Source organism: Neisseria shayeganii 871 (genome assembly GCF_000226875.1).
Classification (GTDB): Bacteria; Pseudomonadota; Gammaproteobacteria; order Burkholderiales; family Neisseriaceae; genus Eikenella; species Eikenella shayeganii.
On sequence record NZ_JH164926.1, the window covers coordinates 2,128,125 to 2,155,103 of the forward strand.

Sequence of the window (26,979 nt, forward strand, 5' to 3'; positions counted from 1 at the left end):
ACATTAGCGACAGCTTTCAACTGAGCAACGTTTACCGCATCACTGTCTTCGGTACCGGCGGCCACGTGCATGATTTGGCGGGTATTGGTGGCATTGCCCACGGACACCGCGCCCAGATTGCCCTTGACGGTGGCGCTGATCGCCGTTTTATCTGCATCGCTCGCCTGAACCAGCGCATAGACCTGATTGGCCGCGGCGGTGGCGGCATCGCTGGTGGCGGCGTTGGGCGTTAAAGCGGCACGAGTAGCTTGGGAAAGTGCACCAACCGCCACCGAGCGTGCGGCAGACGCTTCAGCCTGAGAACCCAAAGCCACTGCCAGCACGCCTTGTGACTTAGCAACCGAACCGATGGCAACACCGCCGGCGGCGGCGGCATCCACATTGGCTTGCGCACCTACGGCAATACCTTGACCTGCCAAAGATTTAGAAGCATCGCCCAAAGCTACGGTACCGCGACCAATGCCCCGGCTGTTGCGGCCAATGGCAACAGCAGCCTTGCCGGATGCCTTAGTGGTTTCCGAACCGATGGCGATCATGCCTTCGCGGTTGCCAGCAGTATCACCGGCCAAAAGCTCGGTGGTCACGCCGCGACCAATCGCAATGGAGTCTTCAACCTGCGCCTTGGCTTTTTGACCCAGCGCAATGGTGTCGTTATGTGTGCCTTGAGCCTCAAAACCCATAGCAATGGTGTTGGAGACTTCCAGCGGGGCAGCGGCATTGGTGCCACGACCGGCGTTCTTGCCAATGGCGATGTTGTTGTTGCCTTTGATGTTCTGGCCGGCATCGACCAGGGCAGCGAAGTTGTCGTGTCCTTCCACGTCCTGTCCTGCCCGAGCGGAAATCGCGACGTTGGTATTGCCTTTCACCCGACTGCCCGCGGCATTGCCCAAGGCGATGTTTTGACCGGAAGGGCTATCCACCGCTTCGCCTGCGCCATTACCGATGGCAATGCCGTGAATATTGCGCTTGACGCCCACACCAGCCCTGTAGCCGATATTGACTGTTTGCGACAGCTGGGCAACTGTGGCATCACTAGCAACATGCCCAGCAAGCTTGCCCAGGGAAACACTGTTGAGGCCAGCTGCTTTTGCCTCGGTACCGATGGCAATGGCGGAATTGCCGGTGGCGCTCGTTTGATTGGAGCCAATGGCGATGGCAAAGCTGTTAGTTGCTTGTGTTTTAAAGTTCTGATTTTGCGCTGAGCCGATGGCAATGGAGTGGCTGCCAGAAGATGTTGCGCCATAGCCATTTGAAATGGAATAAGCGCCGCTGGCATCAGCACCGGCGCCCACTGCGGTGGCAATCGCACCAGTGGCTTTGACGCGGTTGCCGATGGCAACGGCAGAGTTGGTTGTAGCCAAGGCACGATCACCAATGGCCACCACATTGCTGGCCGTTATACCCTCATTAATTTTGCGAATTTCATTATTGGCCGTTTTGCTGTTGGCATAGGTGCCCAGAATCACGTTGGCATTGCCGGTCAATTCGTCCCCCGCCGAGGTGCCCATGGCAATATTGTTATTGGGGCTAACCGCCTTTCTGAGCGCGCCATCACCAATGGCGACATTACGCCCTTCGGCAGCCGGATTTACTGTCTCGGCCCCTGCACGGCGGCCAATGGAGATGTCCCAGTCTGCGTGCGCTTCGGCATTCTGTCCAATGGCAACCGACTGGTTGTGCAGGGCTTTGGCTTCGCTGCCAATGGCAACGGAAGCCGCCTCGGCAGACTGGCTTTTGAGGCCGATGGCGACATTGCTTTCGCCTGTATTGTTCGCTTCTTTGCCAAGCAAAACAGATTTGGCGGGCTTGCCAGCAACCGTATCCACAGACTCGGTGGTTTCATCACCGCAAATCACGGTTTGGCTGGTTTCATCATAAACGCAGTAGTGGCTATTTCCACTCGAGCTGTTATCTCCTCTCACCGCCATCGCCTGCCCGCTCATCAGCAATACGGCGGAGGCGGCAGCCGTCATCATAAAACGCGAGCCGCCCAAACCCAGCTCGCTCACGATAGAGCCGCCGGACTGGCTGGACTTCCCGCGCGCTTTGGCCGTTTCCTGCACGGCCACCCATGTGTTGGTGTGCTCGTTCCATACGGTACGGTAAACCTTATTCATTTTTTTCGTTCCTTCTTTACGAGGTGGTTCAATCGCAGCCGGGCTTGAGATACGGGCTTGCCGGGGCAGGCCCGCGTGGACTGTTTACGTCTTACGTCTGTATCCGACAGCTGCACTTGGGTAGCCATCATACTGGCTTTCCCTCCGCCAAACCAGAAAACGGCCGCCTTATCCTAGAAAAGGCGGCTTATTTACAACATATCTTTCATTAATAAAAACATATGTTTAGATTAAGTATTCTAAGTCGATTAACGCAAATTTATATACTTTTTACCCAAACCATGCTTTCGGCGGCGAAGCCTGCTGCCAGCAGTGCCTGCCAAGCGGCCGAATGCGCGGCGCCCGGCGGGACATCCGCGCAGATACGGGCGCACTGCGCGGCGCCGGCGGTACGGCCCACACATTCGAGCAGGCAGGCCAAACCGGAGACGCCCGCCTGCGGGGTAAGGCTCAAGGTATCGATGTATAGCGTGCTGCCGCCGTGCAGGCTGTCGTTCAGGTAAAACAGGCAGGCGGCGACGGCTTGGCCGTTGGCATCAAAACAGGCCGCCACCCGACGGCCTTGGCCGTGCAGTTTGGCCAGGCGCTGGTTGAAGTGTACCTGCCCCAAAGCTTCCGGCAATATGGGGCGGAAGGCGGGGTAGGCGCAATGCAGCTCGCCGGCATTGAGCTCGCGGGCTTCGAAATGGAGGGCCTGTTCGGCCGCCGCTGTTTGACCTGAGGACGGATGCGCCTGCGCTTTGCTCTCAGCGGCGGCTTGGGAATCGGCCTCGGCTTTGGCCTGCAAGGCGCTGTCCAAGAGGGTGCCTTCCGCTGCGTTTTGCTCTTCCAACAAGGCTTTGCAGTCAATCACGCGCAAATCGTTGTCTTGGGCGAAATCCATCAGAAAGCGGAACATGGATTCGTTGATTTGCTCGAGTTTTTTATCTACGGCCACGCAGCGCACATTGTCCACCAAAATGGGGCGCACCCAATCGTGATAGGAAAGCCGGTTGTTGTCGAACGAGGAGAGGATGCCGCACAAACGCTCCGACCAATCGCTGGGGCGGAAGGTTTTGCCGTTGCTGGTAATGCCTTGGATAACGATTTCGTAAGGGTTGCAAATCAACATGGATGAGGTCTTTCAGGTAGCCTGCGGGCTTAGGCAAATCGTGGTTTGGAAAGCCATGGATTATAGCCGAGCGCCCATGGCGGCAACAGGGAAAATTCTGCGCGGCGGCCTTGGCCAAAGCAAAGGCTACCTGAAACGAGCACGCGGGTTTTGCGTAGCGAAAACTTTCAGGTAGCCTTGGCCGGGTTTGGATTAAAGTGCGGCATCCTGCTCAGCTGCGGTAAGCCTGCATCAGCTGATCGTAGTTTTCATAATGGGCGGGGGCCACAAAACCGCGAATCAGGCTCATGGTCTGGTAAATGCCGCGGCGCTTGGCTTCTTCGTTCCACGAGCCGTCGTGCTGGGAGTTGTCGAAATCGAACCAGTATTTGGTGACCAGCCACACGTTCAAGCCCAATTCGCGCAAGGCTTCATCGCTGGCTTCCAAAATGCCTTTTTGGCGCAGCTCGGTGAAAATCTGCACCAGCAGCGGGGAAATTTTCACGTGGGTGAATTCGTTGTGGTCGCCCAACAGCTCTTTGCTGCGCATCAGGAGGGTGTTCACGTCGCTGAACAGGAAGCGGTAGTCCCACAAAATGTCGTACACGCCGTTCATATACTCGCCCATTCTGGCCATGTCGCCGGGCAGCTCGGTTTGGCGGATGTAGTCCAACAGCGTGTTGGTGTAGCGCTTGAACAGCTGGATGATGATTTCGTCTTTATTGCGGAAATGGTAATACAGGTTGCCGGGGCTGATGCCGAGGTGTTGGGCGATGTGGTTGGTGCTGATGTTGCGCTCGCCCTCTTCGTTGAATAACTTCAGGCTGGCATCAACGATGCGGTCGTAAGTACTCGGCTTGCCGGGTTTCTTGGCCATGGCGGGACTCCTTGATTTTGTATTTGGGATGGCGGTTTCTTCTGTGTGTGACGGGGCTTCTGCGGCCCTGCTGCCGCCCGCCGTTTTTGAAAAACGGCGGGCAAGTGAAAGAACCTGCACTCGGCAGATTCGCTGCCCGAAGAATACAGGTTCTAGAGCCTGCGGACAATCGACCGGCGCCAGACTTGTTTAACTTTAACAAACAAGTTGTTGCCTGCCGGCTGTCTGAGATTTCGGGTTTAAAGCCAGATGGGCTCCGGCTCCAAATCCACGCCGAAGCGCTGTTGCACGCTGCGGCAGATGTGTTCGGACAATCGGGCGACGTCGGCAGCGGTAGCGCGGCGGCGGTTTACCAACACCAGCGCCTGCCGATCGTGCACGGCGGCCCCGCCTTCCTGCCAGCCTTTAAGGCCGCATTGGTCGATCAGCCAACCGGCCGCCAGCTTCACGCTGCCGTCGGCCTGCGGGTATTCGGGCAAGCCGGGATACCGTTGCCGCAAAGCGGCGGCCTGCCCGGCGCTGACCACCGGGTTTTTGTAAAAACTGCCGCAATTGCCGAGTTCGGCCGGGTCGGGCAATTTGCTGCGGCGGATGCGGCACACGGCCTCGGCCACCAGCTGCGGCGTGAGCGGGCCGCCTTGCGCCAAGGTTTCGGCCACGTTTTTCAAATCGCCGTAGCGCAGTTGCGGCGTAAAACGGCGGCTGAGGGCAAAGGTAACGGCGGTGATCACATAACGGCCTTTGCCGGCCTGCTTGAACAGGCTGTCGCGGTAGGCGAAGCGGCAGTCGTCGCGGCTGAGGACGGCAAACTGCCGAGTTTCCAAATCGAACACATCCACTTCGACAATGCGCTCTTTCACTTCCACGCCGTAAGCGCCGATGTTCTGCACCGGCGCGGCGCCCACGGTGCCGGGAATCAGGCTCAGGTTTTCCAAGCCGCTCAGGCCCAGCGCCAAGGTGTGCTGCACGAAATCGTGCCACACTTCGCCGGCTTGGGCGCGCACCCGCACGGTGTCATCATCATCGGCTACCACTTCAATGCCGCGCGTGGCCATGCGCACCACCAAGCCGGGGTAATCCTGCATAAACAGCACATTGCTGCCGCCGCCCAACCACAATACCGTTTCGCGGCGGTATTCGGGCAGGCGGAGGATTTCAGGTAGCCTGTCGGTGTGTTCGAGCACGCACAAGACGGCGGCGCGGGCCGGCAGGCCGAAAGTGTGCAGAGGGCTTAAATCGGCATCGTATTCTATCTTCATCGGTATGCCCGTTCGCGGCTCACTGTTTCCAAACACCACAGCAGCGCCACGGCCGCTGCGGCCAAAGACAGCACCAGCGCCGTCCAAAATCCGTAAATGCCCATCTCCCTGCCGAAGGCCAGCCAGCAGCCCAGCCCCAAGCCGAGCACCCAAAAAGCTAGGGCATGAATCAGCATCGGCAGCTTGGTGACCTTATAGCCGCGCAGGGCGAAAGAAGCGATGCACTGCACCGCATCGGCCAGCTGGAAGGCGGCGGCAAACAGCAGAATCGTCGCCCCCAGCGCCAGCACGGCGGCATCGTCGGTGTACATCGCCACCAGGTGATGGCGCAGCAGCAGAATCAGCACCGCCGTGCACACGGCCAGCGCCGCCCCCACCGCCACCGCCACGCCGGCGGCATAGCGCGCCCGGTACAGCTCATTGGCACCGACGGAATAACCCACCCGCACCGTGGCCGCGGTGCCCACGCCTTGCGGAATCATATAAATGATGCCGGTGATGTTGATCACCACCTGTTGCGCGGCCACAAAGTCTTCCGTATTGCCGTCCAAACGCGCAATCAGCAGCATGATGAAGGTGAACAGGCTCACTTCCAAAAAGAACGACAGCCCGATGGGCACGCCCAAGCGGGTGATCTGGCCGAACACCGCCGTATCCGGCTTGGAAAAGCGCGCCGTCAGGCCGAAAGGGCGGAAATAACGCTGCTTGGCCACATACAGCCACAGCGCCAGCGCGTTAAACCAAAACACCAGCGCGCTGGCCAGGCCGCAGCCTGCCCCGCCTAAAGCCGGCATGCCCAGTTTCCCGTAAACAAAAATATAGTTGAGCGGGATATTCAGCAGCAAAGCCGCCCAGCTCACCCACATAATCGGCTTGGGCCGCCCCAGGCTGGACGCATAGGCATGCAGGGCGCGGTGCACCATCGCCGCCGGCATCGCCAGCGCGATAAAGCCCACATACTGGCCGAATTGGGTTTCGACATTGGCATTGAGTGTCAGGTAGCCCTGCAGCGGCGCAATCGCCAGCCACAGCAGCAACATACCCAAGATGCCCAACAACAGGCCGTACCACAGCCCCTGCCGGCCCAGCTCGCCCACCGCCTCGGTTTCGCCGGCGCCGTGCTGTTGCGACAGCATCGGGTTGAGGGCGGTCATGATGCCGAGAAAGGTGATGTAAACCGTGATGAATGTGCTGCCGCCCAGCGCCACGGCGGCCAAATCGTCTTTACCCGCGCCGCCCGCCATCACGGTATCGACAAAACCCACCCCCACCTGCGCCACTTGAGCGGCCAGCATCGGCATCGCCAACACCGCCAGTTTGGCGGCTTCGCGGCGGAATGCGGCGGGCGAATATCGGGTCAGGTCGAGCAACATGGTTTCGGGCGGACAAAAGGCGCGCAGTTTAGCAGAAAAAGAGCAAGTAAGTTAAGAGCCAAAGGTTTAGGGCGTGCCGTCACCAGGCATTGCGGCGGTATTTTTGGTCAAAACCCGCATCTGCGGCGTTAAAAATGCTCGCAAGATGTCCAATCTTGCTGCGCTTTTTGCCTGGCAGCTGCAAATTTTGCCTCAAAAAACCGCTTCGCAAGCATGATGACGACGCGCCCTAGAAACCGCAACATCGGGTTAAATTGTGTTGCACAAACAAACCGTTCCCTGCCCGCCCGCCGTTCAGGCTACCTGAAAGCACGGACGGCGCCGCCGCACTGCTTTCAGGTAGCCTAGACCTTTGTCTTTACATTTCCGCACACTTTCCGCCTTTTTTCCGCCGCTTGCGCTACAATTCGGCCTTTTGCACCGCCTGCCAGTGTTCCGACCGACAGTTACAAAGGAAACCCCATGCAATTTAACGAGTTATTCAACCCGAATGAATTCATCGCCCGCCACATCGGCCTCAACGCCGCCGAACAGGCCGCCTTGCTGGCCGAGCTGGGCGAAAAAGATATGGCCGCCTTCATCGACAACACCGTGCCGCAAAGCGTGCGCATGCCGGGCAAACTGAATCTGCCCGCCGCCATGAGCGAAGCCGACGCGCTGGCCAAACTGCAGGCCGTGGCCGCCCAAAACACCATCCACAAAAGCTACATCGGCCAAGGCTATTCGCCCACCCGCCTGCCCAACGTCATCGTGCGCAACGTGCTGCAAAACCCCGGTTGGTACACCGCCTACACCCCCTATCAGGCCGAAGTGGCACAAGGCCGCCTCGAAGCCCTGCTCAACTTCCAGCAAATGTGTATCGACCTGACCGGCCTGGAAATGGCCGGCGCCTCCCTGCTCGACGAAGCCACCGCCGCCGCCGAAGCCATGGCCATGGCCCGCCGCGTGAGCAAATCCAAATCCAACCGCTTCTTCGTGGATGCGCGCGTGTATCCGCAAACGCTGGACGTGATGAAAACCCGCGCCGAATACTTCGGTTTCGAGCTGGTGGTGGGCGACTTTCAGGTAGCCGCCGAAGGCGAATTCTTCGGCGCCCTGTTCCAATACGTCGGCAAAGACGGCGACATCGCCGACTTGGGCGACGTCATCGCCGCCGTGAAAGCCAAGGGCGCGGTGACCGCCGTGGCCGCCGACGTCATGAGCCTCGTCTTATTGAAATCGCCCGGCGAAATGGGCGCCGACATGGCCTTGGGCAGCACCCAACGCTTCGGCATCCCCATGGGCTTCGGCGGCCCGCACGCCGCCTACTTCGCCTTCAAAGACGAACACAAACGCTCCGCCCCCGGCCGCATCATCGGCGTATCGGTGGACGCCTCCGGCAAACCCGCCCTGCGCATGGCCTTGCAAACCCGCGAGCAGCACATCCGCCGCGAAAAAGCCAACTCCAACATCTGCACCTCGCAAGTGCTGCTGGCCAACCTGGCCGGCATGTACGCCGTTTACCACGGCCCCGAGGGCGTGAAGCGCATCGCCAGCCGCATCCACGCCTTGGCCTGCGCCTTCGCCAACATCGTTTCAGGTAGCCTCAGCATCGCCAACAGCGATTTCTTCGACACCGTAGAAGTGGATTGCGGCAACGAAACCGACGCCATCTACCAAAAAGCGCTGGCCAAAGGCTTCAACCTGCACCGCGCCGCCGACACCGTGCTGGGCGTTTCCTTCCACGAAGAAAGCGACGCCGCCGACTTCGCCGCACTCACCGAAATCTTCACCGGCAAAGCCGCCGTGCTGCCTGCCGAAGCCACCTGCCGCATCCCGGCCGCCCTGCGCCGCAGCAGCCCGATTCTGCAACACCCCGTGTTCAACAGCCACCACACCGAACACCAAATGCTGCGCTACCTGAAAAAACTGGAAGAGCGCGACTTGGCCATGAACCGCAGCATGATTTCTCTCGGCTCCTGCACCATGAAGCTGAACGCCACCAGCGAAATGATCCCCATCACCTGGCCCGAATTCGCCAACATCCACCCCTTCGCCCCGCGCGAACAGGTACAGGGCTACCTGAACATGATCCACGGCCTGGAAGACCAGCTCAAAGCCATCACCGGCTTTGACGCCATCTCCATGCAGCCCAACTCCGGCGCCTCCGGCGAATACACCGGCCTGTTGGCCATCCGCCGCTACCACGCCGCCCAAGGCCAGCCCGAGCGCAACATCTGCCTGATTCCGCGCTCCGCCCACGGCACCAACCCCGCCACCGCCCAAATGCTGGGCATGAAAGTGGTGGTGGTGAACACCGACGAGCAAGGCAACGTGGACGTGGCCGACCTGCAAGCCAAAGTGGCGCAATACGCCGACACCCTCGGCGCCCTGATGATCACCTACCCCTCCACCCACGGCGTGTACGAAGAAGGCATCCGCGACATCTGCAAGCTGATTCACGACCACGGCGGCCAAGTATATATGGACGGCGCCAACATGAACGCCCAAGTCGGCATCATGCAGCCGGCCGAAGTGGGTGCCGACGTCTTGCACATGAACCTGCACAAAACCTTCTGCATCCCCCACGGCGGCGGCGGTCCCGGCATGGGCCCCATCGGCCTGAAAGCCCACCTCGCTCCCTACGCCCCGAGCCACGTGGTAGCGCCGGTGGAAGGCAAAACCGCAGGCATGGGCGCCGTCTCCGCCGCGCCCTACGGCTCCGCCAGCATCCTGCCGATTTCCTGGATGTACATCACCATGATGGGCGCCGACGGCCTGCGCCAAGCCACCGAAGCCGCCCTGCTCAACGCCAACTACGTGGCCAAAAAACTGTCGGCCGACTACCCCGTGCTCTACACCGGCAAAAACGGCCGCGTGGCGCACGAGTGCATCATCGACCTGCGCCCGCTGAAAGCGGAGAGCGGCATCACCGAGGTGGACATCGCCAAGCGCCTGATGGACTACGGCTTCCACGCCCCCACCATGTCCTTCCCCGTGGCCGGCACCCTGATGATCGAGCCCACCGAATCGGAAGACAAGGCCGAGCTCGACCGCTTCATCGCCGCGCTCAAGCAAATCAAGCAAGAAGCGCTGAAGGTGCAAAACGGCGTGTGGCCGAAAGACGACAACCCGCTGGTGAACGCCCCGCACACCGCCGCCAACATCGCCGGCGAGTGGAACCGCGCCTACAGCCGGGAAGAAGCCGTGTTCCCGCTGCCTTTCGTGCGCGAGAACAAATTCTGGCCCAGCGTCAACCGCGTGGACGATGTCTTCGGCGATAAAAACCTGGTCTGCTCCTGCCCGTCTATCGACAACTACGAAGACTAAGGTTCAGACACAACAAAGGCTACCTGAAATGTTCAGGTAGCCTTTTTCTTGCTTCGCCCCTTATTTACGGCTCTTCCGGCAATACGAAGGCGGCAATGATGTACACCAGCAAACCCACGCCGGTAAACAGAATCGCCACAGCGGTGGCAATGCGCACCCAGCCCGAGTCCACACCGAAATAAGCGGCCAGTCCGCCGCATACGCCGGTGAGCTGGCGGTCGGTTTTCGAGCGGTAAAGTTTTTTCGCAGGCAGGGCCATGATTCTTCCTTTTCCAATAAGATTGGCAACGGCGGCCAGTATAAACCGCCCAAGCGTTGGCTGCGGTAAAGAAAAAGAAAACGCAAAATCCGCGCCCTGCCGCTCCTGCCCCGGCATTCTTCGGTTAGAATCGTGGCTTTGCCACCTTGTTTGAACGGAACCGCCATGCAAGCCGAAACCGAACTGCCGATTGACGATTACGAAGACGAAAGCGCCGAGCAGGAGCAGCGCTGGCGCGAAGGCCGCATCGTGGATGTGGCGGTGCGGATTTGGGACGAAGAAAAACGTGCCGGCGTGGCCGATGTGCTCACCGAAACCAACCCCCCGCGCGTGTTTCTGGTGGGCGATATGTTTGCCGCCGCCGATTTGTCGCCCAAGCCGGGCGACGTCTTGCGCGGCATCCTGCACACCCACCCCTTCGGCGGCCACTGGCTGCTCGACAGCGCCGAAAACGCCGCCACCTCCGGCCTGCAGCACCGCAGCCCGGAAGAGGAAGAAGCGCTGCACAAACAGCGCAAGCAGGCCAAACGCCTCGACCAGCTGGTGAACGGCGAAACCTATGTCGGCAAAGTGGTGCGCTGGCGCGACGAAGAACAGGCCGGCTACATCAAAGTGCAATCCATCAAAGCGCGGGTGTATTTCCCGCAATCGGCCTTCGTCTTCCGCAACAAACGGCCGGAAAAACGCCAGCGCGTCAGCTTCGTGCTCAGCCGCCGCAACGACCAATGGGTGGCCACCCGCGTGATTCCACAGGGCTACTCCATCGGCTTTGCCGACCAGGCCAGCGAGCAGGCTTCCGGCACCCTGATGAGCGGCGGTTTCAGCGAAGCCGTGCTGGCAGTGGCTTTTGTGCTGCTGCATTTATCGGCCGTTTCCTTTATCTCGCTTCAGGTAGCCGTGGCCTATCTCTTGCTCAGCTGCCTGCTACTCTCGCTCTACCGTTTCGACAAACGCGCCGCCCAAGCCAGCGGCCGCACCAGCGTGCCCGATTTCGTGCTGCACCTCATTTCCGCCCTCGGCGGCTGGCCCGGCGGCCTTCTGGCCCAACTGCGCTACAACCACCACACCGCCAACATCCGCTTCATCCGCATCTTTTGGTTTACCGTGGCGCTGAACGTGGTGTGGACCTACCTCTTTCTCGTCCACCTCATCAGCCGGCCGGAGTTTGCCTTCCTGAAAAACTGAGCCCGTTTTATGCACCCCTCCCATTTCAGGTAGCCCGAACAGGCTGAGACCTTTGCAAAACCCCCAGATGTGGATGCAGTTCAAGGCGTAGCAGCGCAGCGAGCGTGAACGCCAGGAATCCCCGTGGGACAGACATATCATATAGATAGGCAAGCGAGCGAGCAGCGCACAACGCAGAAATGCGCCGCAGATGGGGGTTTTGCAAAGGTCTCAGGCTACCTGAAAACACAAGCATGAGCTATTGCGACCACATATCCACCCTGCCCGAAGACGACCCAAACCGGCACTACCACGACTGCGAATACGGCTTTCCCCTGTATGACGACCGGGAGCTGTTCGGCCGCCTGCTGCTCGAAATCAACCAAGCCGGCCTCAGTTGGACGCAGATGCTGAAAAAAGCCGCCGCCTTCCGCGCCGCCTATGCCGGCTTTAACATCGCCGCCGTGGCCGCCTTCGGTGAAACCGACCGCGCCCGCCTGCTGGCCGATGCCGGCATCGTGCGCAACCGCCTCAAAATCCACGCCGCCATCCACAATGCCGCCGTGATTCTCGATTTGCAGCGCCAACACGGCAGCTTCCGCGCCTGGCTCGACGCCCACCACCCGCAAACCCTGCCCGAGTGGGTCAAACTGTTCAAACGCACTTTTAAATTTACCGGCCCCGAAATCACCCGCGAATTTCTGATGAGCACAGGCTACCTGAAAGGCGCCCACCGCCCGTGCTGCCCCGTTTACGCCCGCATCGAGGCCGCCAACCCGCCCTGGTTGCAGGCCGAACGCGCGCAGCAGTCAATCCGCACATGCCAAGCGTAAAGCACGCAGAAATCCGCCGCCAACAAGCGCTTCGGCAGGCACTCTTGCTATAATTCCGCCTTTCATTGTTTTCCCGTTACCGAGTCCGCCATGTACGCCCTGCTGCGCCGCTTTCTGTTTCAAATGGACGCCGAACGCGCCCACCACCTCACCCTCTCCGCCCTGCAACTGGCCTACCGCAGCGGCCTTTCAGGTAGCCTTTCCGGCGCGGCGGCCACCGGGCGGAAAACCGAATGGATGGGGCTGCAGCTGCCCAACCCGGTCGGGCTGGCCGCCGGCCTCGACAAAAACGGCGACTACATCGACGCCCTGGCCTCGCTCGGTTTCGGCTTCATCGAAATCGGCACCGTTACCCCGCTGCCGCAGCCGGGCAACCCACAGCCGCGCCTGTTCCGTGTGCCCGAACACCAGGCCGTGATCAACCGCATGGGGTTCAACAACGGCGGCATCGACCAACTGATCGCCAACGTGCTCCGCAGCCGTTTTCAAGGCGTGCTGGGCATCAACATCGGCAAAAACGCCGTCACCCCGATGGAAAAAGCCGCCGACGATTACCTCATCTGCCTGGAAAAAGCCTATCCGCACGCCGGCTACATCACGGTCAACATTTCCTCGCCCAACACCAAAAACCTGCGCGCCCTGCAGGGCGGCGACGAGCTGCACGCCCTGCTCGACGCCCTGAAAAACCGCCAGGCCCAGCTGGCCACCCAACACGGCCGCTATGTGCCGTTGGCGGTGAAAATCGCCCCCGATCTGGACGACGCGCAAATCGAAGCGGTGGCCGACGTGGCGCTGCAAACCGAAATCGACGGCATCATCGCCACCAACACCACCATCGACAAAACCGCCCTCGGCAACCACCCGCTGGCCGGCGAAGCGGGCGGCCTCAGCGGCCTGCCGGTGCGCGAAAAAAGCCGCGCCGTGCTGCAAAAACTGGCCGCCCGCCTCAACGGCCGCATTCCGCTCACCGGCGTCGGCGGCATCGTCTGCGGCCAAGACGCCGCCGACAAACTGGCCGACGGCGCCACCGCAGTACAGATTTACAGCGGCTTGGTGTACCGCGGCCCCGAATTGGTGGGCGAATGCATCCGCGCCACCCGCTGAAAACCTTGCCGCCCCTGAGGCTACCTGAAAGCCGCCAACCGATTGATGATGAAAAGGTCTTACCCTGCCCTGTTTTTTCAGGTAGCCTATCTACGCTTTTCTATTTTTTCCGATAAGGAGCTTGTTCATGTCTGCTTTGACCCGTTTGTCTGCCGCCGCCCTATCCGCCGTTTTGGTGCTCGGCGCGTGCAGCAATAATTCCGCCGTACATTACACCACCGGCCAGGCGCAAAACGCCGCCCGCGTGCATTACGGCGAAGTGCTGTCGGTGACCCCCGTCTCCATCGAAGGCGAAGACAATCCGCTGCTGACCGCAGCCGGCGCCGCTGTGGGCGGCATCGGCGGCAGCAACATCGGCAAAGGCCGCGGCTCGGCCGTGGGCGCGGTAATCGGCGCCGTGGTGGGCGGTCTTGTAACCCAAGCCGCCACCAAAGGCGCCGACCGCCAACAGGCCTACGAAATCGTGGTGCAGTTGGAAGACAGCCGCGACGCGATTTCGGTGGTGCAAAAAGCCGATGTGGCCGTACAGCCCGGCCAGCGCGTGCGCGTACTGATCGGCAACAACGGCGTGACCCGCGTGCTGCCCCTCCACTACTGATGCCGACGGCCAAGCCGGCGGCAGCCGGCCGACACCGTCTTCCCCCTCAGGCTACCTGAAGCCCTTGCCGGCTTTCAGGTAGCCTGAAACTTTCGCGCCGCCTCATCTGTCAAATCCGTTAAATTGCATTAAAATAAACCCTCTTTGCGTAATCCGGTTTTCCCATGAACATTCTGATCAGCAACGACGACGGCTATCAGGCCGAAGGGCTGGCCATTCTGGCACGGGTGGCGGCCGAATTTGCCAATGTCCGCGTGGTGGCGCCCGAACGCGACCGCAGCGGCGTGAGCAACTCCCTCACCCTCGACCGCCCCATGCGCATCCGCCAGGCCGCCAACGGATTTTATTTCGTCAGCGGTACCCCCACCGACTGCATCCATCTCGCCCTACACGCCTTGCCCGATTTCAAGCCCGATCTGGTGCTCTCCGGCATCAACCACGGCGCCAATATGGGCGACGACACCCTCTATTCCGGCACCGTGGCCGCCGCCACCGAAGCCTATCTGCTCGGCATTCCCGCCGTGGCCTTTTCGCTCAACGACAAAAGCAACCGCTATTGGGACACCGCCGAACAGGCCGTATGGCGGCTGCTCTCGCATCTGCTGCAACAACCGCCGCAACAGCCGGTATTGTGGAATGTGAATATTCCGGCGGTGCCGCCCGAGCAAATCCAAGGCATCACCACTGCCCGCCTCGGCCGCCGCCACCACCACCAATGCGTGGTGCCGGCGCAAAGCCCGCGCGGCGAAGCGGTATATTGGATTGGCGCCGCCGGCGAAGTGTCCGACCGCGAACAGGGCACCGATTTTGCCGAAAACGAAGCCGGTTGGATCACCGTCACCCCTTTGTCGGTGGATTTAACCGACTACCGGCGCATGGGCGATGTGGCGCAATTCTGGCAGGGAGCAGCATGGTCCGCCCCGATGTAAACCGCAGCAGTTTCGACTGGCGACGCCGCAGCATGGTGGAACGGTTGGCCCGCATGGGCATCCGCCGCGAAGAAGTGCTGGCCGCCATGAACAGCGTGCCGCGCCATCTGTTTGTGGAGGAGGCCCTGCGCTCGCGCGCCTACGACGATATGTCGTTGCCGCTGGGTTTGGGACAAACCATCTCCCAGCCCTATACCGTGGCCGTGATGACGCAGTTGATGCTGGGCAAACTGCCGGTGGCGGGCTTCGGCCGCGTGCTCGAAATCGGCACCGGCTGCGGCTATCAGACCGCCGTGCTGCAAGCCGCCGGCCTCGACCAAGTGTATTCGGTCGAGCGCTTGCGGCCGCTGCACGAAAAAGCCAAACACCATCTGCGTCAAGCCGGCCTCATCGGCCGCATCCGCATGGTCTGCGGCGACGGCTACCTGGGCCTGCCCGAAGTCGCGCCCTTCGACGGCATTTTGGTCACCGCCGCCCCGGCCGAAGTACCACTGCCCCTGTTGCAGCAATTGGCGGTCGGCGGCCGCATGGTGATTCCGCTGGACGAAGGCGGCCGCCAATATTTGTGGCTGATTGAAAAAACCGAACGCGGCTTCCACGAAACCTGCGTGCAAGAGGCCCGCTTCGTCCCCTTGGTTAACGGAACTTAACCGGTTTCGCCTGCCGGCAAACTTGCATTAAGCGGCGCGTATTGCTTATGATAAGCGCCGTTTTTGCGTACAGAGGCAGCATTCATGAACCGTTCTTCCCTTCTGCGCCACAGCGTATCCGCCGCCGTCCTTTCCCTACTCGGCGCCTGCTCCTTCCTCAGCCAGTCTCCCGCTCCGGTGGTGGCCGGCAACAACAGCGGCACCGGTACTGCTGCCCCCTACTCTCCCCCGCCGGCCGACAATCCCTACGGCGCCCAGCCGTACACCCCGCCCGCGGCCGCGCAGACACCGGCGTCCTACACCCCGCCGGCCCAATCCGCCCCTTATACCCCGCCGCCCGCTGCCGGCGGCTCCGGCTATGTGCCCTCTTACGCCCCGGTTGACATCCACGCCGCCCAACACACCGTGGTGCGCGGCGATACGGTGTACAACATCTCCCGCCGTTACCAAATCAGCCAGGATAATCTGCGTGCTTGGAACAACATCGTGGATAACAACATCCACGTTGGCCAAGTATTGCGCGTGAAACCCGCCGGTTACGTTGCGCCAGCCGCCAGCCGCCAGCGGGCGGCCGTCACTCCGCCGCCCGCTGCTTCCGGCACGGCAACAACCGCACCGGCCGTTGCCACACCGCCGCCCGTCACTACTGCCCCCACTAACGCGCCGGCCATCGTTTCCGGCGCCACCCGCAGCGTGGCCGGCATCACTTGGCAACGCCCCGCCGCCGGCAACATACTGGCCCGTTTCGGCGGTGCCCAGAAAGGCATCAACATCGGCGGCAACTTGGGCCAACCAGTTGTGGCGGCTGCCGACGGCAAAGTGGTGTACAGCGGCTCCGGCCTGCGCGGCTACGGCAATTTGATCATCGTGCAGCACAACCAAACCTATCTCACCGCTTACGGCCACAACCAGCGCCTGCTGGTGCGCGAAGGCCAATCCGTCCGCCGCGGCCAAAGCATTGCCACCATGGGCAACAGCGACACCAACCGCGTCCAGCTCCATTTCGAGCTGCGCAAAGACGGTCAGCCGGTGGATCCGCTGCTTTACCTGCCCAACTGACCAGACGCCCATACAACACAAAAACAGGCTACCTGAAAGTTTCAGGTAGCCTGAGACCTTTGCAAAACCTCCAGATGTGGATGCAGTTCAAGGCGTAGCAGCGCACAACGCAGAAATGCGCCGCAGATGGGGGTTTTGCAAAGGTCTCAGCCTGTTTCCATACTCGGCTTTGGCCCTGTTGCCGAAATAATGGGCCCGGCATACAAGGCAGCCGGCCCACAGTTAACCCCCGTATGGGACATTCAGCACTTCAACTTTATCAATCCTGAGGCGGCAGGGCCGCGCTGCCCATGCGGCGCAAAATGATGTTGGTCTTATTGCGCAAACGGCGGTGGTTGCGGTGCTCTTGGTAATACTTCGGATTGGGCAGCATCGCAATCAGCGAAGCCGCCTGCGGTGCCGACAAACGCGCGGCCGGCTTGCCGTAATAATGCTGTGCCGCCGCTTCGATGCCGTAAATGCCCTTGCCGAATTCCGCCACATTCAGATACACCGTCAGAATCCGCTCTTTGCTCCACATATTTTCCAGCATCACCGTGATCACCGCCTCTTCCGCTTTGCGCACATACGAGCGCTCCGGAAACAGAAACAGGTTTTTCGCCAACTGCTGGCTGATGGTGGAGCCGCCCGCGCGCACCGCTCCGGTGCGTTCGTTGCGTTTCATCGCCTGTTCGATGCCGTCCCAGTCAAAACCCTCATGGTTGCTGAATTTGGCATCTTCGCTGGCAATCGCCGCCTGCTTGACGCTGCGGGCAATCTGGTCGCTTTCCACCCATACCTGCTGCGCGCGCGAAAACGTGGTCACATTGTGGCGCAACATAAACGCACTGGTGTGCACCGGCTGGGTTTTCCAATACAGCAGCAACACAGCCACCAACACATGAAAGCCGACAAACAGCCACACCACCGCCCAAATCAGCTTCTTCACCGCCCGCCGCAGCCTGCCCGGCCGCTTGGCCGGCACCTCAGCCGCTTGGGCGGCCGCCGTTTCTTTGTCCATATCTTCACACAGCACAGTATTCAAAAAGCCGCCACCATAGCAAATTTCCGCCTCACAACCTGCAGAAATTACCCGCGCCAAAACAACTTAACCGTTTGCCGGCATACGCAAACCCATCCAGGCTACCTGAAAACACAAACCCTGCCGTTTCAGGTAACCCCTGCCGCTTTTTTTCCCGCAGCCGACTCAACCGATTAAATAGAGAAATCCTCGCTAATCGGCCGATACAGCCTTTGTTCAATCTGTTCCCGGCTCAACTGCGGCAGATACAGCTGCATAAACTCAAAAGCATAACCGCGCAAATAGGTATCCTGCCGCACCACAATATGGGTAAAAGCCGGATAAAACATATGCCCGGCGGGGAGGCAGACCAAATCCGCATCCGCCTCCGCATCATAGGCCACATCCGCCAACAAACCCACGCCGATACCGGCCCGCACATAGGTTTTAATAATATCCGGGTCGGCACTGGCCAACGCCGTTTCCGGCCAAGGCAGGCCCGTACCGGCAAAAACCTGCTGCAAAGCCGAGTCGTCAGCCACATCGGCATACGTGACCAACGGCACACCCGCCAAATCTTCCCGCACTAAGGGCCGCGCCATCTCGGCCCAAGCATGCCCTCGCGGCACCAATACACAGCGGTGCCAAGGGTGGGCGGTAATCCGTCTCAGATTGGCATCCTGCAGCGCCACTTCCGAGTTCACCGCCAAATCCACCCGACCGTCCGCCACCATTTGATCAATGGCCATCGGCGCCGCCGGTATCAGCGACAGCTTGACTTTGGGGTAGCGGCGCAAAAAAGCGGTCACCACTTGCGGCAAGACATAACGCGCCTGCGTATGCGTCGTTGCCACCGTCAAGCGGCCGCTGTCCTGCTCGGCAAACTCGGTACCGACATTGCGGATATTCTGCACATCGCGAAATATCCGCTCGGCAATTTCCACCACCGCCTGTCCCGGCGGCGTCAGCGAAACAATGCGCTTACCGTGGCGCACAAACAGCGATACGCCCAGCTCATCTTCGAGCAGCTTAATTTGTTTGGAAATGCCCGGCTGAGAGGTAAATAAAACCTCGGCCGCTTCGGAAATATTCAAATTGCGGCGGGATACCTCCAAAAAGTAGCGCAACTGTTGCAATTTCATAAAATAAACATATTTGTAGGATTTATACGACAATGCCAAGCGGCCGCCACGCCGGCCAACAGACCTCTAGCCAAAGCCGGCGCAGAAAGGAAGCGCATGGTATCACAGCCGGTTCGGACTTCCGCAGACAGCTCAGATAAGCAATTGCCTGCAATGTTGTTTTTACACAACCAAAAATCTAAACACGTCGCCATTTGTTAATTTTTTTCATGACAGCACCGGCAAATTTCGGCATGATTCCCCATCAGGAAACGGGCATTTCCACCGTATGGCCGCGTAACTCCTTATTGACAGTTCGGGCCGGCCTTTTTATAGTGCCAACCTGAGTATATTTGGATAACCGCAGTTTCCGGCGGTCCGTATATGGTATTTGCGAGGGCAAGCGTACGTTCCATATGTATGAGCGGTCTGCGCATAACAAACTTTTTGATGAGGGAATAACATGACCAAACAGCTTAAATTGAGCGCTTTGTTCTTGGCCTTGGTTGCTTCCGGCACCGCTATGGCTGACAGCAAATTCAGCAACGAAAAATACGGCTATACCATCAGCGAGCAATCTCGCGAAGTGGTTCGTTCCAACACTGAGCCGAACGGCGCTCACGAGTGCTGGGAAAACAGCTTCCTGAACGAAGAAGTAGGCAAGCTGGGCTTGGCCGAATGTGGCGACCGTCAAGAAGTGGCTCAGCCCACCCCGCCCAAAGTACAAGAAGAAGTCATCTCCTTGTCTTCCAACTTCCTGTTCGGCTTCGACAAATACACTCTGCGTCCTGAAGCGCAAAGCACCCTGAACGAATTGGCCCAACGCCTGAGCCGCGCCGAAGTACAATCTGTACGCGTTGAAGGCAACACCGACTTCATGGGTAGCGAAGCCTACAACCAACGCTTGTCTGAGCAACGTGCAGCTGCTGTTGTGAACTACTTGACCGCACGTGGCGTGACTGCCGAGAAAATCACTGCCGTTGGTCTGGGTGAATCTCAAGCCCGCATGACCGAACAGTGTCAAAACGAAGTAAACAACTTGGGTCGTCGCGTATCTGCAGCCCGCAAACGTACTGCTTTGATCGCGTGTATCGAACCCGACCGTCGCGTAGACATCCGCGTGACTGCCGTAGTAGAGCACCAAGTTCGTTAATCGTTGCTTCAGCATTGTATTGCCCAAACCCTGCCTCGGCAGGGTTTTTTTATTGTTGGCCGTTCCGAATCACTGGCCGATCCCAACCCAGAACAAACGTAAAACCGCAGTACAGAACATGACAGGGGTGGCCTATTATTTTAAAATGACGAGTTTGGCGGAGCTTGGCGCACAAGTGATGCAAGCCGGCTGCTTCAGGTAGCCTTGGCCTCATCATTGCCGGCGTGGAGCTCTGTTTCCGCCCACTGCTAAAACAAGGAAAACAGATGCGTTTACACCATGCACTTCTGCCCGCTCTTTGCGTTCCACTGAACGCCTCGGCCGCCTCTTTGGATGGCGCCAGCTTGAGCCTGCTCTGGGGCATACCCTTTGTACTGATTCTGCTGTCGATCGCCACCGGCCCTTTGCTGTTTTCCCATACTTGGCACCACCATTTCGGCAAAATCACCGCCGGCTGGACCGTATTGTTTCTTGTTCCCTTCATCGCCGTGTTCGGCTTCGGAGAGGCACTGCACACCGTCGCCCATGCCCTGGTAGCCGAATATATCCCGTTTATTTTATTGCTGCTCGCGCTCTATACCATTTCCGGCGGCATTCTGGTTTGGGGCAATCTGCACGGCAGCCCGCGTCTGAACACCACTATTTTGGCCATCGGCACCGTTTTGGCCTCCATTATGGGCACCACGGGTGCCGCCATGCTGCTGATCCGCCCGCTGTTGAAAGCCAATGACAACCGCAAGCACCGCGTTCACGTGGTGGTGTTCTTTATTTTCTTGGTGGCCAATATCGGCGGCGGCCTCACGCCCCTCGGCGATCCGCCTCTGTTCCTCGGCTTCTTAAAAGGCGTAGACTTCGGCTGGACCGTGCAACATATGTTCGTGCCCGTGCTGCTGAGCTCGGTGATCTTGCTGATCGCCTTTTACTTCCTGGATCGCTATTTCTTCTCCAAAGAAGACGAGATCCTGCCCAAAGACCCTTCCCCCGACAGCCCGCTGAAAATCTTCGGCAAATGGAATTTCCTGCTTTTGGCGGGCGTAGTAGGCGCGGTCTTGATGTCCGGCTTATGGAAGCCCGACCACCCCGGTATCGATGTGCTGGGCACTCCTTACCTGCTGCCCAATCTGATTCGCGACATCATTTTGATTGTGCTGACCGTGGTTTCCCTGAAAATCACACCGCAGCAGGTGCGCGCCGGTAACGAATTCAATTGGGATCCGATTTTGGAAGTCGGCAAACTGTTTTTGGGCATTTTCATCACCATTTCCCCGGTCATCGCCATTCTGCAAGCCGGCGAAAACGGCGCTTTTGCCGGGCTGATCGCCTTGGTACACGATGCCGCTGGCAACCCGATCAACACCATGTATTTCTGGATGACCGGCCTGCTTTCCGCCTTTTTGGACAACGCCCCCACCTATTTGGTGTTCTTCAATATGGCCGGCGGCGATGCCACCGCCCTGATGTCCGGCCCGCTCTTCCACACCCTACTTGCCATCTCCATGGGTTCGGTATTCATGGGCGCCCTCAGCTACATCGGTAATGCGCCCAACTTCATGGTGAAAGCGATTGCCGAACAGCGCAAAGTACCGATGCCCAGCTTTTTCGGCTACATGGTGTGGTCATTCGGCATCTTGGTGCCCCTGTTTATTCTGCACACCCTGATTTTCTTTGTGTGGCAGCTGCTGTAAGCCATCTCTCTGAATCAAGGCTACCTGAAACCGGCGCTCTGCCCTGCAGATGCCTTTCAGGTAGCCTTTTTCACTCGATTTCCGCCATCCATGAATTTAAGCAAATACCTACAAGCACAAGGCTGGGGCAGCCGCAAACAATGCCAATGGCTGATCCGCAACGGCCTGGTCAGCGTCAACGGACACGTGCTCGACAACGAGCACGCCGAAATCGACCCCACCGCCGTCCACAGTCTGCAACGTGACGGCGAACCGCTGGTCGTGATTCCCTATCCTTATTACTACCTGCTGCTGAACAAGCCCGCCGGCTATGAAACCTCGCACAAACCGCGCGATTACCCCAGCGTGTTCAGCCTCCTGCCCGACCACCTTCGCGCCCGCCAACCGCAAGCCGTCGGCCGTTTGGATGCCGACACCACCGGTGTATTGCTGATCACCAACGACGGCGCATTCAATCACCGCCTCACCTCGCCCAAGCACAAAGTGCCCAAGCATTACCGTGCCACCTTAAAACACCCTGCCGATGAAAACCTGTGCGCCACCCTGCGCCAAGGTGTGCTGTTGCACGACGAGAACGAAACCATTGCCGCCGCAGCCGCCTCCCTACCCCAACCCACCATCCTCCTGCTCACCCTCACCGAAGGCAAATACCATCAAGTCAAACGCATGGTGGCCGCCGCCGGCAACCGGGTGGCGGCCTTACACCGCCTCCGTTTCGGTGACTGGGATTGCGGCCAATTGGCGGAAGGGGAATGGTGTTTTATTGATCAGCCGGCCTGACGCCGGAAGCTCAACAGACAGGCGTGTTGGGCAAAAGAATATGTCCGCATCCCAACGTTGCCGCATCGGCCGTCCAGTCAGCCGCCTGTCCGGTCAATCGCCACCCCGCCCGAATCGTGTTCCCGCCGCTGCCCGATTCTGTCGGCAGCTTTCACATGCTTATTAAACATAAATTGCTTTTTTCAGAAAAAATCTGGAATTTATGCCAAAGATAAAACAGAAAAAGGTTTTATATGCTGATAAATTCACGGTTTAGGCAGTTTGCTGCATCTGCACACGCAGGCGGCTTGGAGCAAACGGTCGATTACGCTAAGATGCCCGCCCTTCAAGGCTACCTGAAAGAAAGCAGGTTTATAAAATGAATCCGGAAACCCCTTCAGTTTCAACCTGGCAAACCCGCCTGCGCGCCATGGGCCCGGGCATCATGATGGCTTCGGCGGCGGTGGGCGGCTCGCACATCATTTCCTCCACCCAAGCCGGAGCGCTGTACGGCTGGCAGCTGGCGCTGATTATCGTGCTGGCCAATCTGTTTAAATATCCGTTTTTCCGTTTCGGCCCGCAATACACGCTGGAAACCGGCAAAACCCTGCTCGAAGGCTATGCCGAAAAAGGCCGCATTTATCTGTGGGTATTTTTCCTGCTCAATCTGTTTGCCACCGTCATCAACACCGCGGCGGTGAGTCTCTTATGCGCGGCCATTCTGAGCTTTGTGCTGCCCGGCGATTGGTCGGTCAACCAATTGGCGGTGGCGGTGTTGGCTTCATCGGTGCTGATGCTGCTGGCCGGCCCCTACCGCACGGTGGACGGCCTCTCCAAACTCATCATGATCAGCCTCACGGTGACCACCGTGGCCGCGGTGGCGATTGCCGCCTCCAGAGGCGCGGCCATGCAGCCCGACTTCATCGAGCCAAGCCCGTGGAATCTGGGTGCGCTGGCATTTATTGTGATGCTGATGGGCTGGATGCCGGCGCCGATTGAAATTTCCGCCATCAATTCGATGTGGGTGGCGGCCAAAAACCGCATCAGCCCGGTACGCTACGAAGACGGCCTGTTCGACTTCAACGTCGGCTACATCGGCACCGCCCTGCTGGCGTTGGTGTTTCTGGCCTTGGGCGCGCTGGTGCAGTATGGCTCCGGCACCGAAGTGCAAACGGCAGGCGCGGCCTACATCGGCCAGCTGATCAATATGTATGCCGCCACCATCGGCGAATGGTCGCGCTGGCTGGTCACCTTCATTGCGTTTGCCTGTATGTACGGCACCACGCTTACGGTGATTGACGGCTATTCGCGCACCAATATGGAATCGCTGCGCCTACTCACCCGCACCAGCCACCTGAGCGGCAACCGTGCTTTGGGGGTGTGGATTGTGTTTGCCGCCTTGGCCGGCCTGTGCGTGATTCTGTTTTTCAAAGGCGCGGTGCTGCCGATGCTGAAATTCGCCATGATTGCCTCGTTTGTCAGCACGCCCGTCTTCGCTTGGCTGAATTTGAGCCTGGCCCGCCGCGGCAAACGCGGCCAGCAGCCCTGGCTGATGGTGTTGGCCTGGGTGGGCCTGCTCTATCTGAGCGCCTTTACTTTACTGTTTTTAGTGAACCAAACCGGCTTGTTGAAATAAGGCCGTGTTGAATGGCAAACAGGCTACCTGAAACGCTTTCAGGTAGCCTGTTTGCTTTAAGCCAGACAAAGGCATCCGTCTCAATACACGGCGCGGCCTTGGCTGTCGGTGACTTTTTTCCACTCTTGGCGTACCAAATCCTTCACCGAGGCCGGCAACGGCACATAATCCAGCTTGGCCGCGGCTTCGTCGCCGTTTTGGTAGGCCCAGTCGAAGAAGCTCAGTACGGCACGGGTTTGCTCGGCTTGGTCGGCCTGCTTGTGGATCAGAATGAAGGTGGCCGCCGCCAGCGGCCAAGCCTGCTCGCCCGGCTGGTTGGTCAGCACCAAGCTGAAACCGGGTACGCTCTGCCAGTCCACTTCGGCTGCGGCGGCAAAGCTGGCCTGCGAAGGCTGCACGAATTGGCCGGCCCGATTTTGCATTTGCACGTGCGCCATTTGGTTTTGCTTGGCGTAGGCGTATTCCACATAGCCGATGGCGTTCTTCACCCGGTTCACATAAGTGGCCACGCCTTCGTTGCCCTTGCCGGCCGCGCCGGAGGAGGCGGTCGGCCATTTCACGGTATTGGCCGCGCCCACGCTGTCTTTCCAGGCGGCGGAAACTTGGCTCAGATAGGTGGTGAAAATAAAGCTGGTGCCGGAGCCGTCGGAGCGGAACACGGTGGTAATCGGCGCATCCGGCAGGCTCAATCCTTCATTGAGGGCGGCGATTTTCGGGTCGTTCCAGCGGCTAATGTTGCCCAGATAAATGTCGGCCAACACTTCACCCGTCAGCTTCAGCGCGCCCGGTGCGATGCCGTCCACATTCACCACCGGCACCACGCCGCCGATGACGGTGGGGAACTGGATCAGGCCCTGTTTGTCTAATTCTTCCGCACTCAGCGGCGAATCGGAGGCGCCGAACTGCACGGTTTTGGCGGTAATCTGCTTCACGCCGCCGGACGAGCCGATGGATTGGTAGTTCACGCGGCCGCCGGCGGCTTGTTGGTAGGCTTGGGCCCACTGGACGTAAATCGGTTGCGGGAAAGATGCGCCGGCGCCGGTGATGTCGAGGCTGACTTGGTCGGCCGGGGCGGCGGCCGAAGCGGCCGGTGCCGCCGGCTGTTGGGCGGCGGGGGCGTTTTTTTCGCCGCCGCAGGCCGCCAACAAGGCGGCGCTCAAGGCGGCTGCGGTGATCAGACGGATATTCATGCTTGCTCCTGAGTTTGAGTGAAAACAGGCGCAGTCTAATCCGTGATTGTTGCAGGCGTATGACGGGACAACAAGCAAACAGGCTACCTGAAAGCGAAGCGCGCGGGTTTCCGCGTCGTCAAAACTTTCAGGTAGCCTTTAATCGTTTCATACAGGACTGGGGTTTGCTCCCCTTCAGATGTGGCTGCCGCCCAAAGCCTGAGACCTTTGCAAAACCCCCATCTGCGGCGCATTTCTGCGTTGTGCGCTGCTCGCTCGCTTGCCTATCTTCATGATATGTCTGCGCTTGCTGCGCTGCTACGCCTTGAACTGCATCCACATCTGGGGGTTTTGCAAAGGTCTCAGCCTGGCAGTACAACAGACGCCGGCGCTCACCAGCCCTGTCGCAGACAGATGACCCGAAGCCAAGCGGCCGGGCAGCACCACCAAGGCACCACACAAAAAATGCCGCAGTCGGAATTGGCAAAGCGCTCAGCCTGCCGTTTGCCGCACGGTATCCGACAGGCTGCCTGGCGGTGCCGCTGCTCACAACACCGCTTGCGGATAAGCGCCGATGATTTTCACAAACGCCGCCCGCTCGGCCAGTTCGTTCAGCGCAGTGCGCACCGCCGGGCTGTCGGCATGGCCTTCGATGTCGATAAAAAACACATAATCCCACAGGCCCGCGCGGCTGGGGCGGCTTTCCAGCTTGGTCATGGACACGCCGTGGGCGGAGAAGGGCCGCAACAGGCCGTGCACCGCGCCGGCGCGGTTGGGGGCGGAGACGATGAGCGAAGTTTTGTCGCCGCCGCTGGGCACGGTGCCCTGGTGGCCGAGCACCAGAAAACGGGTGGTGTTGTTCGGCTCGTCTTCGATATTGCTCGCCACCTTGGCCAAGGCATACAGCTCGGCGGCGGCCTGGCCGGCAATGGCGGCGGCCGTCTCGTCTTCTGCCGCCAAACGGGCAGCTTCGGCATTGCTGGAAACGGAAATGCGCGCCACACCCTCCGGCAGGTGGCGGTTGAGCCATTCGTGGCATTGCGCAAGCGCCTGGGCATGGGCATACACGCGGGTGATGCCTTCCCAACCGCCGTGGCGGCTGAGCAGATGATGGTGGATGCGCAGCACCACTTCGCCGCAGGCCTTAAGAGGCGTGGACACCAGCAAATCCAAAGTACGCCCCACCGAGCCTTCGGTGGAGTTTTCCACCGGCGCCACCACATAATCGGCCTGCCGCGCCTCCACCAGGCGGAAACATTCGTCGATGGTGGCGCACGGCAGGGTGTGGGCGGCATGGCCGAAGTGCTTCATGGCCGCCTGTTGGGTAAAGGTGCCCGCCGGGCCGAGATAGGCGATGGTAAGCGGCCGCTCCACCGCCAAGCACTCGCTCATGATTTCGCGGAACAGGCGCGCCACCGCCTCGTTGGGTAGCAAACCGCGGTTGAGCAACTGGATGCGGCGCAATACCTCGGCTTCGCGCTCGGGACGGTACACCACGCCGGTGCCTTTCAGTTCGCCGATGGCGCGGGCATGGCCGGCGCGCTGGTTGAGCAGGTCGAGAATGGCGGCATCGATTTCGTCGATGGCCTGACGGTGGGGCAGGAGTTTTTCGTGGTCGGACATGATGACGGACGGAACAATTCGAGACAGAAGAAAATAAAGCGGTATTGTAGCCCATCTGCCCGCCGCCGGTGGCCCTTCCGCGCAGCGAAGCAGCAGGCCGGAGTTGCCAAACCGCCCTCCGGACACTTTTCTGCTTACTACCTTGATGCCCCGGAGTGGCGCTCATGCTCTCTGCGCTGTTGCGCTTTAAACGGCAAGCCTGAGACCTTTGC

At 59.8% G+C, this 26,979-nt stretch carries 21 protein-coding genes and 2 pseudogenes; 13 read left to right on the forward strand and 10 right to left on the reverse strand.

Going from position 1 to position 26,979, the window contains the following annotated elements:
- From HMPREF9371_RS12620 to HMPREF9371_RS09875, 5 genes and pseudogenes are all read right to left on the reverse strand, one after another.
- The coding region (locus HMPREF9371_RS12620; protein ID WP_009119966.1) for an ESPR-type extended signal peptide-containing protein at positions 1–2,117 on the reverse strand (2,117 nt) is incomplete at its 3' end.
- Between the two features lie 822 nt (positions 2,118–2,939).
- Positions 2,940–3,228: pseudogene (locus HMPREF9371_RS14055) on the reverse strand (DUF3579 domain-containing protein); the annotation flags it as partial.
- A gap of 211 nt (positions 3,229–3,439) precedes the next feature.
- The gene (locus tag HMPREF9371_RS09865) at positions 3,440–4,084 is read right to left on the reverse strand and encodes a TetR/AcrR family transcriptional regulator (protein ID WP_009119969.1); all 645 of its coding nucleotides are present in this window, start codon (positions 4,082–4,084) and stop codon (positions 3,440–3,442) included.
- A 239-nt stretch (positions 4,085–4,323) separates the two neighbouring features.
- Complete coding sequence (gene murB, locus HMPREF9371_RS09870) at positions 4,324–5,343, reverse strand: UDP-N-acetylmuramate dehydrogenase (RefSeq protein WP_009119970.1); 1,020 nt, start codon at positions 5,341–5,343, stop codon at positions 4,324–4,326.
- Positions 5,340–6,716 (reverse strand): MATE family efflux transporter, encoded by a 1,377-nt coding sequence (locus tag HMPREF9371_RS09875; protein ID WP_009119971.1) that lies wholly within the window; start codon positions 6,714–6,716, stop codon positions 5,340–5,342. Before HMPREF9371_RS09875 ends, murB begins: the two co-directional genes overlap by 4 nt.
- A 462-nt stretch (positions 6,717–7,178) precedes the next feature.
- Between HMPREF9371_RS09875 and gcvP the strand changes: the two genes are divergently transcribed.
- Positions 7,179–10,025 carry an aminomethyl-transferring glycine dehydrogenase gene (gene gcvP / locus HMPREF9371_RS09880; RefSeq protein WP_009119974.1) on the forward strand — a complete coding sequence of 949 codons (2,847 nt, stop codon included), beginning with the start codon at positions 7,179–7,181 and terminating at the stop codon, positions 10,023–10,025.
- 64 nt (positions 10,026–10,089) lie between these two features.
- Here gcvP and HMPREF9371_RS09885 read toward each other — a convergent pair whose 3' ends face one another.
- Positions 10,090–10,284 carry a PspC domain-containing protein gene (locus HMPREF9371_RS09885; protein WP_040660485.1) on the reverse strand — a complete coding sequence of 65 codons (195 nt, stop codon included), beginning with the start codon at positions 10,282–10,284 and terminating at the stop codon, positions 10,090–10,092.
- A 165-nt stretch (positions 10,285–10,449) separates the two neighbouring features.
- On the opposite strand from HMPREF9371_RS09885, the gene HMPREF9371_RS09890 reads away from it, so the two are divergent.
- From HMPREF9371_RS09890 to HMPREF9371_RS09920, 7 genes are all read left to right on the forward strand, one after another.
- Positions 10,450–11,469 carry a DUF1294 domain-containing protein gene (locus HMPREF9371_RS09890; protein ID WP_009119976.1) on the forward strand — a complete coding sequence of 340 codons (1,020 nt, stop codon included), beginning with the start codon at positions 10,450–10,452 and terminating at the stop codon, positions 11,467–11,469.
- A 233-nt stretch (positions 11,470–11,702) separates the two neighbouring features.
- Positions 11,703–12,281, forward strand: a complete 579-nt coding sequence (locus tag HMPREF9371_RS09895) for a DNA-3-methyladenine glycosylase I (protein WP_009119978.1) — start codon at positions 11,703–11,705, stop codon at positions 12,279–12,281.
- Positions 12,282–12,371: 90 nt separating this feature from the next.
- On the forward strand, positions 12,372–13,385 hold the full coding sequence (locus HMPREF9371_RS09900) for a quinone-dependent dihydroorotate dehydrogenase (RefSeq protein ID WP_009119979.1): 1,014 nt from the start codon (positions 12,372–12,374) through the stop codon (positions 13,383–13,385).
- Between the two features lie 127 nt (positions 13,386–13,512).
- The gene (locus HMPREF9371_RS09905; protein WP_009119981.1) at positions 13,513–13,983 is read left to right on the forward strand and encodes an outer membrane lipoprotein; all 471 of its coding nucleotides are present in this window, start codon (positions 13,513–13,515) and stop codon (positions 13,981–13,983) included.
- Between the two features lie 164 nt (positions 13,984–14,147).
- Positions 14,148–14,912, forward strand: a complete 765-nt coding sequence (gene surE / locus HMPREF9371_RS09910) for a 5'/3'-nucleotidase SurE (protein ID WP_009119982.1) — start codon at positions 14,148–14,150, stop codon at positions 14,910–14,912.
- Positions 14,894–15,562 (forward strand): protein-L-isoaspartate(D-aspartate) O-methyltransferase, encoded by a 669-nt coding sequence (locus tag HMPREF9371_RS09915; RefSeq protein WP_009119983.1) that lies wholly within the window; start codon positions 14,894–14,896, stop codon positions 15,560–15,562. Before surE ends, HMPREF9371_RS09915 begins: the two co-directional genes overlap by 19 nt.
- 84 nt (positions 15,563–15,646) lie before the next feature.
- The gene (locus HMPREF9371_RS09920) at positions 15,647–16,621 is read left to right on the forward strand and encodes a peptidoglycan DD-metalloendopeptidase family protein (protein WP_009119984.1); all 975 of its coding nucleotides are present in this window, start codon (positions 15,647–15,649) and stop codon (positions 16,619–16,621) included.
- A gap of 259 nt (positions 16,622–16,880) precedes the next feature.
- On the opposite strand, the gene mtgA is transcribed toward HMPREF9371_RS09920, so the two are convergent.
- Both mtgA and HMPREF9371_RS09930 read right to left on the reverse strand, forming a co-directional pair.
- Entirely contained in the window at positions 16,881–17,636 is a 756-nt protein-coding gene (gene mtgA / locus HMPREF9371_RS09925; RefSeq protein WP_232203145.1) for a monofunctional biosynthetic peptidoglycan transglycosylase, read from the reverse strand.
- 179 nt (positions 17,637–17,815) lie between these two features.
- A complete protein-coding gene (locus tag HMPREF9371_RS09930) occupies positions 17,816–18,763 on the reverse strand; it encodes a LysR substrate-binding domain-containing protein (RefSeq protein ID WP_009119987.1) in 948 nt (315 codons plus the stop codon).
- Between the two features lie 442 nt (positions 18,764–19,205).
- Here HMPREF9371_RS09930 and HMPREF9371_RS09935 point away from each other — a divergent pair, with 442 nt between their 5' ends.
- The 4 genes from HMPREF9371_RS09935 (at position 19,206) to HMPREF9371_RS09950 (ending at position 23,975) form a co-directional block, all read left to right on the forward strand.
- Positions 19,206–19,895 (forward strand): OmpA family protein, encoded by a 690-nt coding sequence (locus HMPREF9371_RS09935; protein ID WP_009119988.1) that lies wholly within the window; start codon positions 19,206–19,208, stop codon positions 19,893–19,895.
- Between the two features lie 266 nt (positions 19,896–20,161).
- On the forward strand, positions 20,162–21,580 hold the full coding sequence (locus tag HMPREF9371_RS09940; protein ID WP_009119989.1) for a sodium:proton antiporter: 1,419 nt from the start codon (positions 20,162–20,164) through the stop codon (positions 21,578–21,580).
- Between the two features lie 90 nt (positions 21,581–21,670).
- Complete coding sequence (locus HMPREF9371_RS09945) at positions 21,671–22,360, forward strand: pseudouridine synthase (protein WP_009119990.1); 690 nt, start codon at positions 21,671–21,673, stop codon at positions 22,358–22,360.
- Positions 22,361–22,718: 358 nt separating this feature from the next.
- Complete coding sequence (locus HMPREF9371_RS09950) at positions 22,719–23,975, forward strand: NRAMP family divalent metal transporter (protein WP_009119992.1); 1,257 nt, start codon at positions 22,719–22,721, stop codon at positions 23,973–23,975.
- 80 nt (positions 23,976–24,055) lie between these two features.
- Here HMPREF9371_RS09950 and pstS read toward each other — a convergent pair whose 3' ends face one another.
- Complete coding sequence (pstS, locus tag HMPREF9371_RS09955) at positions 24,056–25,165, reverse strand: phosphate ABC transporter substrate-binding protein PstS (RefSeq protein WP_009119993.1); 1,110 nt, start codon at positions 25,163–25,165, stop codon at positions 24,056–24,058.
- A 180-nt stretch (positions 25,166–25,345) separates the two neighbouring features.
- Between pstS and HMPREF9371_RS13945 the strand changes: the two are divergent.
- A pseudogene (locus tag HMPREF9371_RS13945) lies at positions 25,346–25,513 on the forward strand (signal peptidase); the annotation flags it as partial.
- A gap of 177 nt (positions 25,514–25,690) precedes the next feature.
- Here the strand turns inward: HMPREF9371_RS13945 and pheA are convergent.
- Positions 25,691–26,767: a prephenate dehydratase gene (gene pheA / locus HMPREF9371_RS09960; protein WP_009119995.1), complete on the reverse strand. Its 1,077-nt coding sequence runs from the start codon at positions 26,765–26,767 to the stop codon at positions 25,691–25,693.
- Positions 26,768–26,979: the final 212 nt, after the last annotated feature.